The 17498-nt window shown below is 66.8% G+C and carries 12 protein-coding genes and 1 pseudogene; 5 read left to right on the top strand and 8 right to left on the bottom strand.

Translation table 11 applies throughout. The annotated features are described in order from the left end of the window. Positions 1 to 67 precede the first annotated feature (67 nt). From tsaE to ubiE, 6 genes are all read right to left on the bottom strand, one after another. Positions 68 to 1591 carry a tRNA (adenosine(37)-N6)-threonylcarbamoyltransferase complex ATPase subunit type 1 TsaE gene (gene tsaE / locus ACZBJS_RS07605; protein WP_229192685.1) on the bottom strand — a complete coding sequence of 508 codons (1524 nt, stop codon included), beginning with the start codon at positions 1589 to 1591 and terminating at the stop codon, positions 68 to 70. Then, positions 1588 to 4098 (bottom strand): sensor histidine kinase, encoded by a 2511-nt coding sequence (locus ACZBJS_RS07600; RefSeq protein ID WP_057020424.1) that lies wholly within the window; start codon positions 4096 to 4098, stop codon positions 1588 to 1590. The genes tsaE and ACZBJS_RS07600 overlap by 4 nt, the downstream gene beginning before the upstream one ends. 529 nt (positions 4099 to 4627) lie before the next feature. Then, entirely contained in the window at positions 4628 to 5086 is a 459-nt protein-coding gene (gene dut / locus ACZBJS_RS07595) for a dUTP diphosphatase (protein ID WP_076833820.1), read from the bottom strand. A 51-nt stretch (positions 5087 to 5137) separates the two neighbouring features. Continuing rightward, complete coding sequence (coaBC, locus tag ACZBJS_RS07590) at positions 5138 to 6604, bottom strand: bifunctional phosphopantothenoylcysteine decarboxylase/phosphopantothenate--cysteine ligase CoaBC (protein WP_076833822.1); 1467 nt, start codon at positions 6602 to 6604, stop codon at positions 5138 to 5140. 69 nt (positions 6605 to 6673) lie between these two features. Continuing rightward, positions 6674 to 8248, bottom strand: a complete 1575-nt coding sequence (gene ubiB / locus ACZBJS_RS07585) for a 2-polyprenylphenol 6-hydroxylase (RefSeq protein ID WP_076833825.1) — start codon at positions 8246 to 8248, stop codon at positions 6674 to 6676. Then, complete coding sequence (gene ubiE, locus ACZBJS_RS07580) at positions 8245 to 9006, bottom strand: bifunctional demethylmenaquinone methyltransferase/2-methoxy-6-polyprenyl-1,4-benzoquinol methylase UbiE (protein ID WP_057020427.1); 762 nt, start codon at positions 9004 to 9006, stop codon at positions 8245 to 8247. Before ubiE ends, ubiB begins: the two co-directional genes overlap by 4 nt. Positions 9007 to 9147: 141 nt before the next feature. Between ubiE and mutM the strand changes: the two genes are divergently transcribed. From mutM to ggt, 3 genes are all read left to right on the top strand, one after another. Continuing rightward, the gene (gene mutM, locus ACZBJS_RS07575) at positions 9148 to 10053 is read left to right on the top strand and encodes a bifunctional DNA-formamidopyrimidine glycosylase/DNA-(apurinic or apyrimidinic site) lyase (protein ID WP_057020428.1); all 906 of its coding nucleotides are present in this window, start codon (positions 9148 to 9150) and stop codon (positions 10051 to 10053) included. A gap of 2 nt (positions 10054 to 10055) precedes the next feature. Further along, positions 10056 to 10619: a GNAT family N-acetyltransferase gene (locus tag ACZBJS_RS07570; protein ID WP_253638175.1), complete on the top strand. Its 564-nt coding sequence runs from the start codon at positions 10056 to 10058 to the stop codon at positions 10617 to 10619. A 123-nt stretch (positions 10620 to 10742) separates the two neighbouring features. Then, positions 10743 to 12422: a gamma-glutamyltransferase gene (gene ggt, locus ACZBJS_RS07565; protein WP_316398524.1), complete on the top strand. Its 1680-nt coding sequence runs from the start codon at positions 10743 to 10745 to the stop codon at positions 12420 to 12422. 156 nt (positions 12423 to 12578) lie between these two features. On the opposite strand, the gene ACZBJS_RS07560 is transcribed toward ggt, so the two are convergent. Then, positions 12579 to 13952, bottom strand: coding sequence for a peptidoglycan-binding protein (locus ACZBJS_RS07560; protein ID WP_316398519.1), 1374 nt, complete (start codon positions 13950 to 13952; stop codon positions 12579 to 12581). A gap of 225 nt (positions 13953 to 14177) precedes the next feature. Between ACZBJS_RS07560 and ACZBJS_RS07555 the strand changes: the two genes are divergently transcribed. Beyond that, complete coding sequence (locus tag ACZBJS_RS07555) at positions 14178 to 14981, top strand: HesA/MoeB/ThiF family protein (protein ID WP_316398520.1); 804 nt, start codon at positions 14178 to 14180, stop codon at positions 14979 to 14981. A gap of 9 nt (positions 14982 to 14990) precedes the next feature. Here the strand turns inward: ACZBJS_RS07555 and ACZBJS_RS07550 are convergent. Continuing rightward, a pseudogene (locus tag ACZBJS_RS07550) lies at positions 14991 to 15997 on the bottom strand (aldo/keto reductase). Positions 15998 to 16118: 121 nt separating this feature from the next. Here ACZBJS_RS07550 and ACZBJS_RS07545 point away from each other — a divergent pair. Continuing rightward, positions 16119 to 17030, top strand: a complete 912-nt coding sequence (locus ACZBJS_RS07545) for a LysR family transcriptional regulator (protein ID WP_316398522.1) — start codon at positions 16119 to 16121, stop codon at positions 17028 to 17030. Positions 17031 to 17498 lie beyond the last annotated feature (468 nt).

The following is a 17498-nucleotide window of genomic DNA, read 5'->3' as shown; positions in this document are numbered from 1 at the left end:
CCGGCCGCGCCATGGATCAGGTGCGGGCTCCGCAACCTTAGGGGAGGCGAGGCTAATAACCCGTAAACTACGGTACTGGAGGAGGGACGTTGGCTTTGTACCAGATGCGGAAGCTGGTCAGCGCGGGGTGAGCCAGCGACCGCTCGAGATAGGTCCAGATCCGCGGCTGGTGCTTGAGATATTGCGGCTTGCCGTCGCGGCGGTTGAGTCGCGCAAAGGTGCCGAGCAGGCGGGTGTTGCGCTGCGCCGACATGATCGCATAGAGCTCGGCGAAGCCGGCCGGATCGAAGCTTTCATCGGTCGCGCGCCGCGCCTTGATGTAGCGGGTCAAGAGCGACAGCTCGAGCTGCTCGGGCACATCGATCCGGGCATCCTGCAGCAGCGACACCACGTCATAGGCCGCGGGGCCGAGCAGCGCGTCCTGGAAATCGATGACGCCGACGCGCAGGATGCCGGTGCGTTCGGCAAGCCAGATGATGTTCGGCGAATGGAAGTCGCGGATCACCCAGGTCTGCGGTGCGGCTGCGGGCTTCTCCAGCAGGCCGCGCCACATCCCGAGAAATTCGGCGCGAAGCTCCTCGCTCGGCTGCGCGCCGCGGTCTGGCAGGTACCATTCCAGCATCAGCCCGATCTCGATCAGCCAGGCGTCGATGTCGAACACCGGGATGTCGTAGCTCTCGTCCGACGTCAGCGGCAATTGCTCCGGCAGCACCTCGCGGTGCAGCGCCGCCAGCATGTCGACGGCGGCCTCGTAACGCTCGGCGATCGGCTGCGGTGGGTCGCCCTCGATGACGCCCTCGGCGCCGAAATCCTCGGTGATGAGGAAGCCGGATCCGAGATCGATGTGACGGATCGCGGGCGCCGAGAAACCATGCTTGCGCAGGCCGTTTCCGATCGCGACGAACGGCCTGACGTCTTCGGCGAGATGCACCGCTGCGCTGTAGGACTGGCCGCTGTAGATCGCCGGGCCGTCGGGACGGCGCGGCGAGTTCATCAGGATGACGGTGCCGTCGTCGTTGCGCAGCCGCGCATAGGAGCGCGTCGAGGCATCGCCCGGCATGCGTTCGCGCCGGGCATTGAGAAAGCCCGCGCGGTCGAGGAACTGGCGCAGCTCGTTGAGCCGCGCGACCTTCGCCGCACCCTTGCCATGGCCGGTGATCTCGGCCGCGCGTGCCGCCGATCCGAGCGCCGGGCGATGGCTGAACGCGATATCGATGCGGTCGGCGGGCATCGCGTCGGGCGCGCGCTCCGGCCACTCGATCAGCGCCACGATGTCGTCGGGCAGCGGCGACAGCCCGATCTCCTCGAGCTCGCCGGCGTCGTTGATGCGGTAGAGGTCGGCATGGACGAGCGGAAACGACGGCAGCTCGTAGCTCTGCGCCAGCGTGAAGGTCGGGCTCGGCACCTCCAGCGCGTCGTCGGCGGCGAGGTAACGGATCAACGCGCGCGCGGCCGTGGTCTTGCCGGCGCCGAGGTCGCCGGACAGCGTGATGACGTCGCCGGCGCCGATCAGCAGCGCGAGGTCGGCCATCAGCTCTGCTGTCGCGGTCTCGTTCGCGAGCGCCACCGAGAATGTCGAGGTCGCCGTCATTCAGCAGCGTTGCGGTGTGCGGTCTGGTCGATCGGGAAGTCGCAGGTCACGGTCGTGCCGCGGCCTACGGTCGAATCGACGCGCACCCGTCCGCCATGGAGTTCGACGAAGGAGCGGACCAGCGACAGGCCAAGGCCCGCGCCGCGGTGCCGCGAGCCGTGCGAATGGCTCTCGAACCAGTTGAACACCTTGTCGCGCATCTCCGCCGGAATGCCGGGACCGGCATCGGTCACCGCAAACACCACGCTGTGCTCGGTGCGGTGCGCGCTGATCGTGACGGTGGCGTCGTGCGGCGAGAAGCCGACCGCGTTGGCGAGCAGATTATACAGCACCTGCACCACGCGCCGCTCGTCGCCGACAAAGGCGCCGATGTCGGGCTCGATATCGACCTTGAGGGTGATGCGGTCGGTCGCGAGGCGATCCTGGATGCCTTCGGCGGCGGCTTCGATCGCCTGGCCGATATTGACCGGACCGAGCTCGAGCTTCATCGCGCCGGCGTCGATGGTGGCGAGATCGAGAATGTTGTTGGTGAGCGCCAGCAGCGCGTTGGTCGATTTGGTGACGTAGTCGAGATATTCGGCCTGCTTCGGCGTCAGCGGTCCGGTCGAGGGATCGCTGAGGAAATGCGCGAAGCCGATGATGGTGGTGAGCGGTGCGCGCAGCTCGTAGGAGACGTGGTGGACGAAATCCACCTTCATCTGGTCGGCGGCTTCCAGCGCCTCGTTGCGCTCGCGCAGCGCCCGCTCAACATTTTCGGTGTCGGTGATGTCCTGGAAGGCGAGCAGGGTCTTGCCGTCGGGCAGCGGGATGGTCATGCAATTCAGCACGCTGCCGTCCTTGCGCTCGAGCTTGAGCGCGACCTGGGCGCGGTTCTCGATCGCGGTGATCTGCTCGCGCAGCGTCCGCCAGGTCAGGGCGTCGTCGAACAGCGGCCGGCACAGTGCTTCCACCGCCTCGATATGCGGCTCGCCCTGCAGCGCGTCGGCCGGCAGCTTCCACATCTTGGCGAAGGGCGGGTTGAACAGTTCCGCGCGGCCGTTGCTGCCGAACACCGCGACCGCTTCGCCGAGATTGTCCAGGGTCTCGCGCTGCACCCGCGTCAGGCGGTCGTAGCGGCGGGCGAGGTCGAGGCTCTCGGTGACGTTGTCGAACAGATAGGTGACGCCGCCCTCGAGGTTCGGCGTGGTGACCACGCTGATGGCGCGGCCGTCGGGCAGGAACCAGGTATAGGTCTCGGATTCGACCGCGCGATAGGCTTCGTGCAGCTTGGCCTTCCAGGCGCGGAAATCCGGCTGCTCGGGCAGCTTGCGGTTGGCGCGCAGCCGGTCCAGCACGCTGGAATCGTCGGGGTTGCCGTCGAGGAAGGCCTGATCGAGGCCCCACAGCCGCCGATAGGACTCGTTGTAGAAGGTGAGCCGCCGGTCGGCATCGAACACCGCGACGCCCGACGACAATTGGTCGAGGGTACGCCGGTGCGCTTCGACCATCCGCGCGATCGCCGCGCGCAACGCCGCAGCTTCGCTGGCGTCGATCGCGATGCCGGCGCTGCCGCCGGAGAGCTTGAGCGCCTGCACGTCGTAGATCCGCCGCTCGCCGCTGACGACGATCGGCAGCCGCGCGGCATAATTGGCATTGTCGTTCAGCGCGCGGGTCAATTCGCCGCGCTGGTCGCTTTCGAGCAGTTCGAGATTGCGCTGCAGCGCATCCGACACGCTCTTGCCTTCGGTAGCGCGGACATAGGCCGCGTTGGCATAGCGCAGATTGCCCTCGAGGCTCTTGGCCCAGATCGGCCATGGCGCGGCGGCGGCGAAATCGCGCAGCAGCTCGGTTTCCTCCTGCAGCGCCTTGTAGCGCAGGTTGGACTCGGCGAGCTCGCGGCGCAGGCCGCCGAGCTCGCGGATCCGCACGATGGCCTGGCCGCCGATCGCGCGGCCCATCGCCTCGATGGCGCGGCCGGCCGAGGTCGAGAGGTTGAGCAGGAACGCCTCGCCCTTCTCGCGCAGCGCGTCGACGGCGTGATCCATCTGCAGCGCCGGCTCGGGCGGCAGCCAGGTTCCGAAGGCGAGGACGCGCTGCGGCGAGCCTTCCTGCGACATCACCAGCGAGATGTCGCCCGAGATCTGCGGCCGGTTGTCGCCGGCGGCCCAGGAGATCAGGACCTGCGGCTCGACGAACAGCAGCGCGCGCAGCCGGTCCGATTGCGCCTGCAGGTCGGTGATCTCGGACTGCAGCTGCTCCTCGTTCCTCGTCGCGCGGACCCGGGTGCGCATCAAGAGGATCGCGGCGACGGCCGAGAAGCCGACCAGCGCAAGCGACGTCGCGAGGACCGCGACCTCCTGGTGATTGAAGCCGAAATGATCCGACATCGCCTGGGCGACCGGGCTCTCGGCGGCAAACGCGGTGCGGGCTGGCAGCAATGCGGTGATGGCGAGCCCAATCATGCCGTCGCGCGCCAGTGAGGTGCATGACAGCAGGGTTCGACGCATTGCCGCGACTACGCCCGACATATGTTGCCCCAGAACGCACAAACCTTAAGGCATGATCCGGAAAAGAGGAGACCGGTGTTCCCTCACGGCAAACGTACGACGTTTGTCCGCCGATCATGCCCAAGCAGGACCAGTCAGCCCGACGAAGACCCCCCGTCGCGCTCGAATCAAGACAGAATAGTCCCAACGGGACTCGGCGAGTAAGAGTCCAGACCGTGAACGCAGAATCCCCTGTGAAAAAATGCCGCCGGGTGGGGCGGATTTTACGCGAATTGACTCCGTATTGGTGCGGAGAGCGCGCACGAAGCGTGATCTTCCCGAGCTCGTCCGCACACTTCTCCGATGCGAAGGCGCTTGGCTCCCTCTCCCCGTTCTTACGCGTTCTTACGGGGAGAGGGTTGGGGTGAGGGGCCGTCTCCGCATATCCGGTGATAGCTGCGTTCGCGGAGACTCCCCCTCACCCGGAACGCATCTGACGATGCGTTCCGACCTCTCCCCGCACGCGGGGCGAGGTGAAGTGGCGCCGCCGCTCGAGTGAAGTCGTCGCGCACTAGCGTCCGGTCGAGCCGAAGCCGCCGCTGCCGCGCCCGGTCGCCGGCAGCACGTCGACCGGAACCAGCTCGGCCCGTGTGACCGGCGCGATCACCATCTGCGCGATGCGCTCGCCGCGCCGGATCGAGAACACCTCGTGGCCGTGGTTGATCAGCAGCACGTTGATCTCGCCGCGATAGTCGGCGTCGATCGTGCCGGGCGAGTTCAGCACCGTGACGCCGTATTTGGCGGCAAGGCCGGAGCGCGGCCGCACCTGCGCCTCGTAGCCCGGCGGCAGCGCGATCGTCAGTCCGGTCGGAACCATCTCGTAGCGGCCCGGGAGCAGCAGCAGCGGCGCCGACTGCGGCACCGCCGCGAGCAGGTCGAGCCCGGCCGCGTCGGCGGTCTGATAGATCGGCAGCAGGAGATCGGCGCCGTGCGGCAGTTGATGGACTTCGACCTTGATGGTGGCGCTCACGATGCGGTTCCTACGGCTCTAGAGCATGATCCGATTGAATCGGATCATGCTCTAATCCTTTTGTTTGGTCGCGTTTTCTTGACGCGAACCGGTGACCACTTCGCTCGAAAACGCTCTTGCGATGCGCGACACCAGCGCGGTCGCGACTTCCTCCTTGGTCATGACAGGCCAGGAGTCGACGGTGACGTCCTTGCCCTCGCGCGAGAGCAGGTGAACGGTGTTGCGGTCGCCGCCCATCACCCCGGTTGCCGGCGAGACGTCGTTGGCGACGATCCAGTCGCAGCCCTTGCGCGCGAACTTCGCCTTGGCGTTCTCGATCAGATGCTCGGTCTCGGCGGCGAACCCAATCACCAGCGGCGGCCGCTGCTCCTTCAGCTTGGAAATTGTCGCGAGGATGTCGGGGTTCTCGACCAGCTGCAGCGGCGGCATGCCGGCCGCGGTCTTCTTCAGCTTCTGGCTGCCCTCGGTGGCGACCCGCCAGTCGGCGACCGCGGCGGCGAAGATCGCGACGTCGACCGGCAGCGCCGCCTCGACCCGGTGCAGCATGTCGCGCGCGGACTCCACGCGCATGACCGAAATGCCCTGGGGGTCGTCGAGCTCGACCGGGCCGGTCACCAGCACCACCTCGGCGCCGGCGGCGCGCGCGGCGGCGGCGATGGCAAAGCCCTGCTTGCCGGACGAGCGGTTGGCGATGTAGCGGACCGGATCGATCGCCTCATGGGTCGGGCCCGCGGTGATCAGCACCCGCTTGCCGGCTAGCGGACGTGGCTGCGGCGGGCGCAGCATGCGGTCGGCGGCGGCGGCGATCTCGGTCGGCTCGGCCATCCGGCCGACGCCGGCCTCGCCGGCTTCCGCCATCTCGCCCGCATTGGGGCCGACGGTGTGGACGCCGTCGCGGCGGAGCTGCAGCACGTTGCGGCGGGTGGCCGGATTGTTCCACATCAGCGGGTTCATCGCCGGCGCCAGCAGGATCGGCCGGTTGGCCGCCAGCAAGGTGGCGGTGGCGAGGTCGTCGGCATGGCCCTGCGCCATCTTGGCCATCAGGTCGGCGGTCGCCGGCGCCACCACGATCAGGTCGCAGTCCCGCGCCAGGCGGATATGGCCGGCGTCGAACTCACTCTCGGCGTCGAACAGGTCGGTGTAGACGCGCTCATGCGACAGCGCGCTGGCGGCGAGCGGGGTGACGAATTGCTGGGCCGCCCTGGTCAGCACGCAGCGGACCTGGATGTGCCGTTCCTTGAGTCGCCGGATCAGATCCAGCGCCTTGTAGGCCGCAATCCCCCCGCCGATGATCAGGGTGACGCGCGGCTCGCCGGCCACGCTGGCGGCCCGTGGAGCAGGGGCTGCCACTGTCGCGGAACCTGGGCCGGGCGCCTCGGAGGGCTCCGTACCGCCGTCTGCGAGGTCCCGGAGGATCACCCGGACCTCCTCCTCGACCGAGCGGCCGTTCCTGGCGGAGCGCAGCCGCAGATAGGCCTTCAGCGTGTCGTCGAGTTTGCGGATGGTCAGGCTGGCCATGGCGTGCCCTCAGGCATCATGCTCAAATAAATATGATAGCGATGCTATCACATGGTGCATGCATTGCAATCAGTGTGCCCGGATCGCGAAAAAGATCGCGATGGAGGCGATCGCAATGACCCAGAGGCCGACGGTCTGCACCCGCGCCTTGCGGGCCTCGGCGCGGGCCATTTCGTCGATCGAGTCCGAAGACAGCATGTGGCCCTCCAGCGTCATGGTCTCCAGCTGCTCGAGCACCGTGACGGCGCGGTTGGCGATCGACGGCAAGTTGGCGAGGATGCGGCCGAGCTCGCCCGCGCCTGAGATCGCGCCCTGGATGCGGCCGGCCGGGCCGAGATTCTGCGTGATCCATTCGCGCACCACGGGGTCGGCGATCTTCCAGATGTCGAGCTTCGGGTCGAAGCCGCGCGCCACCCCCTCGACCACCACCATGGTCTTCTGCAGCAGGATCAGCTCGGGGCGCGTCTGCATGTCGAACAGGCCGGTGACCTCGAGCAGAAGCGTCAGCAGCTTCGCCATCGAGATTTCCTCGGCGGTGCGGTTGTGGATCGGCTCGCCGATCGCGCGGATCGCCTGCGCGAAATTCTCCACCGAATGGTGGCCGGGCACGTAGCCGGCCTCGAAATGCACCTCGGCGACGCGGCGATAATCGCGGGTGATGAAGCCGAGCAGGATCTCGGCCAGGAAGCGCCGCTCCTTCAGCCCGAGCCGTCCCATGATGCCGAAATCCACGGCAACGAGCCGGCCGGCCTCGTCGAGGAACAAATTGCCGGGATGCATGTCGGCATGGAAGAAGCCGTCGCGCAGCGCGTGGCGCAGGAAGCTCTGGATCACCTTGCGGCCGAGATCGGGCAAATCGACCTTGGCCTGCGCCAGCCGGACGTGATCGTTCAGCGCGATGCCGTCGATCCACTCCATCGTCAGCACGCTGTGCGCGGTGCGATCCCAATCCACCGCGGGGACGCGGAAGTCCGGATCGCCGCGGGTGTTCTCGGCCATCTCGGACAGCGCGGCCGCCTCGAGCCGCAGATCCATCTCCATCGCGACCGAGCGCGACATCGTGTTGATGACCTCGATCAGGCGCAAGCGCCGCGCCTCGGCGGAATGCGCCTCGGCCTTGTGCGCGACAAAGAAGAAGTCGCTGAGGTCGCGGCGGAAGCGCGCGGCGACGTTGGGCCGGAGCACCTTGACCGCAACCTGATGCCGGACCCCGTCGCGCTCGATTTCGCCGCGATGCACCTGCGCGATCGAGGCCGCGGCAACCGCAGGGCCCAGATGCACAAAGGCCTGCGGCAGCGGCCGTTCCAGCGATTGCGTGATGACGGTTTCGGCCGCTTCCTGCGCGAACGGCGGCAGCCGGTCCTGCAGGGCTTCGAGATCGCGCGCCATCGCCACGCCGACCACGTCGGGCCGGGTGGCGAGGAATTGCCCGAGCTTGAGATAGGCCGGTCCGAGCCGCGTCAGTGCGCGCGACAACCGCGGACCTGACTTGGCGGAGCGGCGCTCGATCAGCCGCGCCAGCTTCAGCGCGAGCTGCCCGGGCGGCGGCACCAGCGCGGGATCGACGACGCCGAACACGCCCTCGCGCGCAAACACGAAACCGGCGCGGGCGAGGCGCGTGATGTGGGTCAGTGCAGAGATCACAAACGCCAGCCCGAATGCAGCGCCACGATGCCGCCGGAGAGGCTCTGCCACTTCACGCGGGCAAAGCCGGCGGCGCCGATCATCTCGGCGAACGCGTTCGGCCGCGGGAATTTGCGGATCGACTCGACGAGATATTGATAGGACTCGGCGTCACCGGTGACGGCGCGGCCGAGCGGCGGGATCACCTTGAAGGAAAACAGATCGTAGATCTTGTCGAGGCCGGGCACGTCGACGGTGGAGAATTCCAGGCACAGGAAGCGGCTGCCCGGCTTGAGCACGCGATAGGCCTCGCGCAATGCGAGGTCGATCTGCGGCACGTTACGGATGCCGAATGCGATGGTGTAGGCGTCGAACGCGCGGTCGGCAAAACCCAGCGTTTCGGCGTTGCCCTCGACGAACGACACCCGGTCATCGAGGTGCTGCTTCGCGGCGCGCTCGCGGCCGACGGCGAGCATGTCGGCATTGATGTCGCAGACCGTGGCATGAAAGCCCGCGCCCGCGGTCTTGGCGGCCCGGAACGCGATGTCGCCGGTGCCGCCAGCGACGTCGAGCAGCGCGAACGGCCGGTCGCCCTTCGGCGGATCGAGCATCGTGATCATGACGTCCTTCCAGGCCCGGTGCAGGCCCGCCGACATCAGATCGTTCATCAGGTCGTAGCGGGACGCCACGCTGTGAAACACGTCGTTCACCAGCGTCTGCTTCTCGCCCAGGGGCACATCCCTGAAGCCGAAATGGGTGGTTTGATCCGGCCGATCCATCACTCAGAACTCTTACCCTTTTTGGTCGCGTTTTCTTCACGCGAACCGGTAGCCGCTTCGCTCGAAAAACGCTCCAGCCAAACCATAGCGCGGCGGCCGCAATGGCGCTATCACGTCACTTCCAAAAGGTGAATGCCTGCCATGCCGGAATTACCCGAAGTCGAGACCGTCCGCCGCGGCCTGCAACCGGCCATGGAGGGGTCCAGGATCCTCAAGGCCGAGGCTCGCCGCAAGGATTTGCGGTTTCCGTTTCAAAAAGACTTTATCGCCCGGCTGGAGGGCCGGACCATCACCGGGCTCGGCCGCCGTGCCAAATATCTGATGGCGGACCTGAACTCCGGCGACGTGCTGCTGATGCATCTGGGCATGTCGGGCTCGTTCCGCGTGCTGAAGCAGGACGGCGCGGCGACGCCGGGGCAATTCCACCATCCGCGCAGCGAGGATCGCGTGCATGATCACGTGGTGTTCCACATGTCGTCGGGCGCGGCCGTCGTCTTCAACGATCCGCGGCGCTTCGGCTATATGAAGATCATCGCGCGCAACGCGATCGAGGATGAGCCGCTCCTGAAAGGGCTCGGTCCCGAGCCGCTCGGCAACGAGTTCGACGCGGCGATGCTGGCGCGCTCCTGTCACAACAAGAAGACCAGCCTGAAGGCCGCGCTGCTCGATCAGCGCGTGGTGGCGGGACTTGGCAACATCTATGTCTGCGAGGCGCTGTTTCGTTCGCATCTGTCGCCGCGGCGATTGGCCGCGACGCTCGCGACCAAGTCCGGACAACGCAAGGGCGTTGCCGGGGGCGAGCCGACCGACCACGCTAGGCGGCTGGTCGACGCGATCCATTCGGTGCTCAACCAGGCGATCAAGGCCGGCGGCTCCTCGATCAGCGACCATCGATTGACCAACGGCGATCTCGGCTATTTCCAGCATTCGTTCCAGGTCTATGACCGCGAGGGCGAGACGTGCCGTACGTCGGGCTGCGAAGGTATTGTCAGGCGCTTCACCCAGAACGGCCGTTCGACGTTCTGGTGCCCGAAGTGCCAGAAGTAACAATGTTCGAGACCCCGCGCATCGAGACGCCACGCCTGATCCTGCGGCCGCTTGCGCTGTCGGATGCCGCGGCGATCCAGAGTCACTTCAACAATTGGAATGTGATCAAGACTCTCGCCACGGTGGTGCCGTGGCCTTATCCCGGCGACGGCGCGGAAAGCTTTATCAGGCGCGAGCTCGACAAGATCGCGGCCGGAGAGGAAAGCTATCAATGGTCACTGGTGTTGCGTGCCCGCGATGGCGAGGCGATCGGCAACATCAATTTCCGGCCGCGCGCCGACGGCCGCAAGGGCAATCGCGGATTCTGGCTCGCTGAGCCGTATTGGAATCAGGGCCTCATGACCGAGGCGATCGCGGCGGTGAACGATTTCGCCTTCCTGGCGCTCGGCCTCGATCACTTCCATGTCTGCAACGCGCCGTCCAACGTCGGCTCGCGCCGGGTCAAGCAGAAGACCGGAGCCGAATTCGTCGGCTTCGTCGAGCTTCCGCACCACAATGGCGAATCCAGAGCGGAGAAGTGGAAGGTGACGCGCGAGACCTGGTTGCGCGATCGCGCGAAGCCGTGACGTTATTTGCGAATACCGCCGCGAGGAAAATCGCGGCGCCTTGACCGTGCACGCGCGGCCGGAGAACATGGCTCCGATCGCTCCATCAAGAACGAGAACACAATGGCGATGAACGGCATGTCGATGAATGACGCCTGGCGCGACCGCGCCGCGACAAGTTTTCAATGCGAGAAGCAGCCGGCCACCAGCAGCCGCGGCATGGTGGTGAGCAATCATCCGCTGGCATCGAGCGCGGGCGCCGAGATGTTGGCTGCCGGCGGCAATGCGATCGATGCGGCGATCGCCACCTTGTTCACGCTGACCGTGGTCGAGCCGATGATGGTCGGCATCATCGGCGGCGGCATGGCGCATATTCGTCTCGCCGACGGCAGCCATCGCTTCATCGACGGCCAGAGCACGGTGCCGAACGCGGTGCGGCCGGACACCTACACTTCGAAGCCAGGATCGGCGCACGACGTGTTCGACACCGTCGGCAACGAGAATTTGAACGGGCCGAAAGCGGTCGCGGTGCCGGGCTCGCTGAAAGCCTGGTGCGAAACGCTGCGCCGCTTCGGCACCATGAGCCTTGCCGATGTGATGCAGCCCGCGATCAAGCACGCCGCGCGCGGCTATGCGGCGACGCCCTATTTGCATGAATGCATCACCGACGGCGCCGAGGAGATGCTGAAGGACAAGCCGATCTCGGCGATCTATCTGCCTGATGGCACGCCGCTGAAGCCCGGCGAGCGCGTGGTGCAGGCGGAATATGCCGAGACGCTGAAATACATCGCCGATCATGGCGACAACGCGCTCTACCAGGGGCCGCTTGGCGACATCCTGGTCGACTACATGAAAAAGAGCGGCGGCTTCATCGCGCAGGAGGATCTCGCGACCTACAAGACCGTCGAGCGGCAGCCGATCCGCTGCGACTACCGCGGCTGGGAAATCCTCGGGCCTCCGCCGCCCGCGGCATCGGGCGTGCATATCACGCAGATGCTCAACATCCTCGAAGGCTATGACATCGCGCGGCTCGGCTTCGGCACGACCGAGACGATCCATTATCTTGCCGAGGTGCTGAAGATCGCCTTTGCCGACCGCGCGGCCGCGAGCGGCGATCCCGCCTATATCAACGTGCCGGTGGAGCGGTTGACCTCGAAGGCCTATGCCGAGGAGCGCCGCCGCGCGATCGATCCCGACCGCGCGCAAGCCTGGAGCGCCGGCGTCACCCAGCTCGAAAGCGCGCACACCACGCACATGACCGCGGCGGATGCGATGGGCAATGTGGTCGCGACCACCCAGACCATCAACAATCTGTTCGGCGCCAAGATCCTGATCCCGGGCCTCGGCACCGTGCCGAACAACTACATGAACCTGTTCGATCCGCGGCCGGGACACGCGCTGTCGCTGGCCGCCGGCAAGCGCGTCACCACCTCGATGTCGCCGATGATGGCGCTGCGCGACGGCAAGCTCGCCTACGCGCTCGGCCTGCCCGGCGGCAAGCGCATCTTCCCGAGCGCGATGCAGGCGCTGATCAATCTGATCGACCACGGCATGAGCCTGCAGGAGGCGGTCGAGGCGCCGCGGGTCTGGACCGAGGGCAATGCGCTGGAGGTCGAGCCGGCGGTGCCGGAGGCTGTCCGCGCCGCGCTATCAGCCAAGGGCCACAAGGTGCAGGTCGTGCCGACGGTGGCCGGCGGCATGAACGCGATCCAGTTTCACGCCGACGGCACGATGTCGGGCGCAGCCTGCTGGCGCGCCGACGGCACCCCGGTCGGCATTGCCGGCGGCCTCGCCCGCGCCGGGGTGCGCTTTGCGTTGAGGTGAGGTTGGTTAGGCTCCCTCGCCCCGCTCTCGCGGGGAGAGGGTGGGGTGAGGGGCTCACTCCACGAGGTGGTGTCCATTGATGGACCTGTACCCCCTCACCCGGATTGCATCTGGCGATGCAATCCGACCTCTCCCCGCAAGCGGGGCGAGGTAGCTCTACTTCCTGACGCAGATCACGCGGACCACGGCCGCCTTGGCGTCCGCCGAGTCGCCCGACGCGGTGACGCCATGCGCCTTCAGGAAGCTGCGCACCGTGTCGGCCGGCACCAGCGCGGCCTGCGCCGGCGGCGCCGCGTTTGCGGGGCCTGCGACGATGACGGGTTTCAGCACCGCGATCCCGGCAAACCTGCCGCCGCCGTCGAGCGCCGCCGCGCCGGAGAACCCGAGTGCCGGCGCCGGCGACAGCGCCTGATCGCCGCCGCCGATCTGTGCGGCCGAAGCCTTCACGCTGCTCGCGGCCGCTCCGCCGCCCTGGTTCTGCGGATCGGCGATCCCGGTGATGTCGAGCGCGGTCTGCGTCGCCTGGCCTGCGATATTGAGCGGCTTCAGCCCGCGCACGCCATAGATGCGCAGCAGCGCGAGGTCGTGATCCCTGTCCTCGGCGACCCGATCGGCATTGCCGTAGCCCGGGATCGTCAGCGCGATGCAGTCGTCGGTCGCCACGCGATCGGTCACGATGGCGCCGTCGTCGCTGACCACGACGCCGGTGGCATATTCGACGGTCTTGCGCGGCGGCGGACCGGCCCGCACGGCGGACGGAAATGCGTTGAAGGCGCTCGATATCGCGATCACCACCGGCTCGATGGTGGTCTGCATCGCCTGGTCATAGAGGATGGTGAGGATGCGGACCTCGTCGCCCTTCAAGGTGCCGCGCAGATAGAACTTCTTCAGCCCCTGCATGCCAGACAGCACGAAGAAATCCGGCTTCACCACGGTGTAGTCGATGGTGCGGCCGGCCGGTTCCTTCTTTTCCTGCTCGGCAAGCTTTGCGGTGGTCGGACTGGCTTCCTTGCGCCGGGTCAGCAGCACCTGGACGGTGCCGGTCGGCGAGGTCCATTTGGCGCCGGAAGCGTCGCTGGTGAGCTGCGGCACCAGCTTGGTCGGAATGCCGAGCCGCGCCCCGGTGGCCGGCTCGGTGACGATCCGCCAGCCGACACCTTCCTGCTTCCGCCGCGCAGTGTCGGCGAGCACGCCGCGCTCCTGCGGGTTCAGCACGCCGGTCGGCTTGCCGCCGCGCTTCTTCTGGAATTCCTTGATCGCATTGACCATGCGCTCGCTGACGTCGCCGGTAATGGCGCCGTTATATTCGCCGACCCAGGCGAGGTCGGATTGCAGCGCCAGCCGCTCGGCCTGCGCCATCGCGCCCGCGGTATCCTCCGGCTTCTGCAGCCCGGGGCGTATCGGCACCGTCGCCACGGTCTTCGGTTTCGCCCCCGCCGTCGAGGGCGGGGTCATCTGGGCCTGCGCCATGCCCATCCCCGTGACCGCAATGGAAGCGGCCATCAATGTTGCCGAAAGCACCGATCTCATGACAAATCCGGGGGGAATGACTGACACCATTGACGTCCAGGCAATTAAGCACATCTGCTTGGTCGGCAACAACCGCGCTCCGGTTCAGGGAGCGCGTCAACCCTCATCCTGAGGAGCGGCGAGAGCCGCGTCTCGAAGGATGAGGGCCACGGACCGGGCCTCATGGTTCGAGACGCGCGTGCCGCGCTCCTCACCATGAGGGTCACGGGTAGGATAGATGAGACAATGCTGAGTGCCGACGAACTTGAACGCTATGCCCGCCACATCGTGCTGCGCGAGGTGGGCGGCCCCGGCCAGAATGCGCTGAAGCAGGCCTCCGTGCTGGTGATCGGCGCCGGCGGCCTCGGCGCGCCGGTGCTGATGTATCTGGCGGCAGCCGGTGTCGGCCGGCTCGGCGTGATCGATGACGATATCGTCTCGCTCTCCAATTTGCAGCGCCAGATCATCCATGCGACGTCTGATATCGGCAAGCGCAAGGTCGACAGCGCGGCGGCACAGATCCATGCGCTCAATCCGCATGTGACGTTCGAGGCGCATTCGATGCGGCTCACCGCCGACAATGCGATGGCGCTGATCGCGAACTACGACCTCGTGCTCGACGGCTCCGACAATTTCGAGACCCGCTATCTCGTCGCCGATGCCTGCTTCCTCGCGAAGCGGCCGCTGATCACGGCCGCACTGGGCCAGTTCGACGGTTCGCTGACCACGATCCGCGCGCACGAGAAGAATGCGGACGGCGTGTTCAATCCGACCTATCGCTGCCTGTTTCCGGAGGCGCCGCCGCCGGGCACGGTACCGGCCTGCGCCGAGGCCGGCGTGATGGGCGCGCTCGCCGGCGTCCTGGGATCGATGATGGCGCTGGAGGCGATCCGCGAGATCGTCGGCTTCGGCGAGGGCCTGGTCGGCCGCCTCCTGATGGTGGATGCGCGCGCGATGCGGTTCGAAACCCTGCGCTACGCGCGCGATCCGCAGAACCCGCTCAATGGCGATGGGCCTGTCATCACTGACCTCAGCGCCCATCGCACCTGATTGCTGCCGTTATCTGCTGGCCGGCTTCTCGCTGTCGAGATGCGCCATCTGCTCGGCCGCATAGCGCGTGCCGGCAGCGATATCCGGCGGGAAGGCTTTCGCCAGCGCCGCGAGATGAGCTTGCGTCAGCGTCAGCCTGGTCGCGCCGAGCGCTTCGGCGAGACGGTTGCGGGTGCGGGCGCCGACCAGCGGCACGATCTCCTTGCCCTGCGCCGCGACCCAGGCAATCGCGACCTGCGCCGGCGTCGCCCCGATCTCGGCGGCAACGGCGCGCAACTGCTCGACCAGCGCGAGATTGGCATCGAGGTTCGCGCCCTGGAAGCGCGGCGTCATCAGCCGGTAGTCCCTGCCGATCTTGCCGGACTCCTTCGACCAGTGGCCGCTGATCAGCCCGCGCGACAGCACGCCGTAGGCTGTGATGCCGATGCCAAGCTCGCGGCAGGTCGTCAGGATATCGCGCTCGATGCCACGCTCGATCAGCGAGTATTCGATCTGGAGATCGACGATCGGATGCACGGCATGAGCACGGCGGATGGTGTCGGAGCCGACCTCGGACAGGCCGATATGTCTGATGTAGCCGGACTTCACCAGATCGGCGAGGCCGCCGATCGTCTCCTCGATCTGAACGTTGGGATCGAGACTGCCGGGCGATAGATGTCGATGTAGTCGGTGCCGAGACGTTGCAGCGAATAGGCGAGAAAATTCTTCGTAGCGGCCGGTCGGGTGTCCATTCCGGCGAATTCACCCGCGGGGCCGCGCAACGCGCCGAACTTGACGCTGATCTGCAGCCGGTCGCGCGCGACGTCCTTCAGGGCTTCCTGCACCAGCATCTCGTTGTGGCCCATGGCGTAGAAGTCGCCGGTATCCAGCAGCGTGATGCCGGCATCGAGCGCCGCGTGCACGGTGGCGATGCTCTCGCCGCGATCGGCCGGGCCATAGACCTCGGACATGCCCATGCAGCCGAGGCCGAGGGCCGCGACGGTGGGCCCGGTTGAGCCGAGTTTGCGTGTGTCCATGTGGATGTTCCTCGAACGTTTGCGGCGGAAAATCCGTCGCCAAATGCCGAGGTGATATGGGCCGGCCAGCTTTCGCCGATAAGCTGGACAATCACGAATGGCTTGTTCACTATATCGAACAATGCAGAATTTCGACCTTCGCGACCTCGACGGCTTCGTGGCGGTGGCGCGCACGCGCAATTTCCGGCGTGCGGCGCTCGAGCAGCGCGTCTCGGTTTCCAGCCTCAGCCAGCGCCTGCGCGACATGGAAGAGCGGCTCGGCGTCCGCCTGATGAACCGCACCACCCGCAGCGTCGCGCTGACCGAGGCCGGCGAACTGCTGCTTGCCCGTGTCGCGCCGGCCATGGTCAACGTCGCCGATGCGATCACCGAGGTGCGCGGCCTGCGCGCCGAGCCGTCGGGGCGGTTGCGCATCAACGCGCCGCCGCCCGCGGTCGATCTGGTGCTGGCGCCGATGATCGCGCCGTTCCTCGCCAGATATCCGCGGGTCGAGCTCGACGTCGTTGCGGAGAGTGCGTTCGTGGACATCGTCGCGCAGGGCTTTGACGCCGGCGTGCGTTACGGCGAGCACCTGGCACAGGATATGGTCGCGGTTCCGCTTGGCGCGCCGCAACGTTACGCGATCGTGGCGTCCAGCGCGTATGTCGCAAAGCACGGCCGGCCGATGCATCCGAAAGATCTGCTGGCGCACCCCTGCATCCGCAGCCGCTTCAGCAACGGTGTGATGTTCGATTGGGAGTTCGAGAAGAACGGCCGCGTGGTGAAGATTTCGCCGCCGGCCAGGCTGACCGCGACCCATCTCGGCCTCGCGCTGCGTGCGGTTCATGACGGCGTCGGCTACTGGGCGACGTTCGAGGGCTATGTCCGCTACGGCGTCAAATCCGGTGCGCTGGTCAGCGTGCTCGACGACTGGTGCCCGCCATTCGACGGACCGTTCCTCTATTATCCGAGCCGTCGCCAGCCGCCGCCGGCGCTCGCTGCGTTCGTGTCATTCGTCGCCGACTGGCGCAAGCAGGCGCGACGGAAGAAGTAGAGCAGGACCTCGCCACATCGTCGTCCCGGCCTTGAGCCGGGACCCGTACCCACAAATGCGGATTGCCTTGCAGCGCTGGGGCCACAGCCCTCGCAACAACGAGGCCCTGCGGTTATGGGTCCGTGCTTTCGCAGGGACGACACCGAATGCGTGATTACAGCATGCGCCTCGCTGGCCGCACCGGCTCCTTTGCATGGGGTTGTTTTCGATATTTTGGCAGCGCGCCCCTGCGACGGCAGGGCTGTCGCGTGTGACTACCCACGTCCCGTAGCCCGGATGGAGTGAAGCGTAATCTGGGGCGGCCTGTCCGCGGATACAGGCCCCGGATTTCGCTGCGCTCCATCCGGGCTTCTGTAACGGGCCTTGGTTAGTCAATCCCTTTTCGCGTCATCCACTCGCCGGGCACTTGCTTCTGTACGGGATCGGCGCGAAGGCCGTCGCCTGATGGGGTGCATTGAGGAGCCGGCC

This window comes from Bradyrhizobium sp. KZN70725 (genome assembly GCF_055264925.1).
The sequence above is the reverse complement of the archived record's forward strand: the minus strand, read 5'-3'. Positions and strand labels throughout refer to the sequence as shown.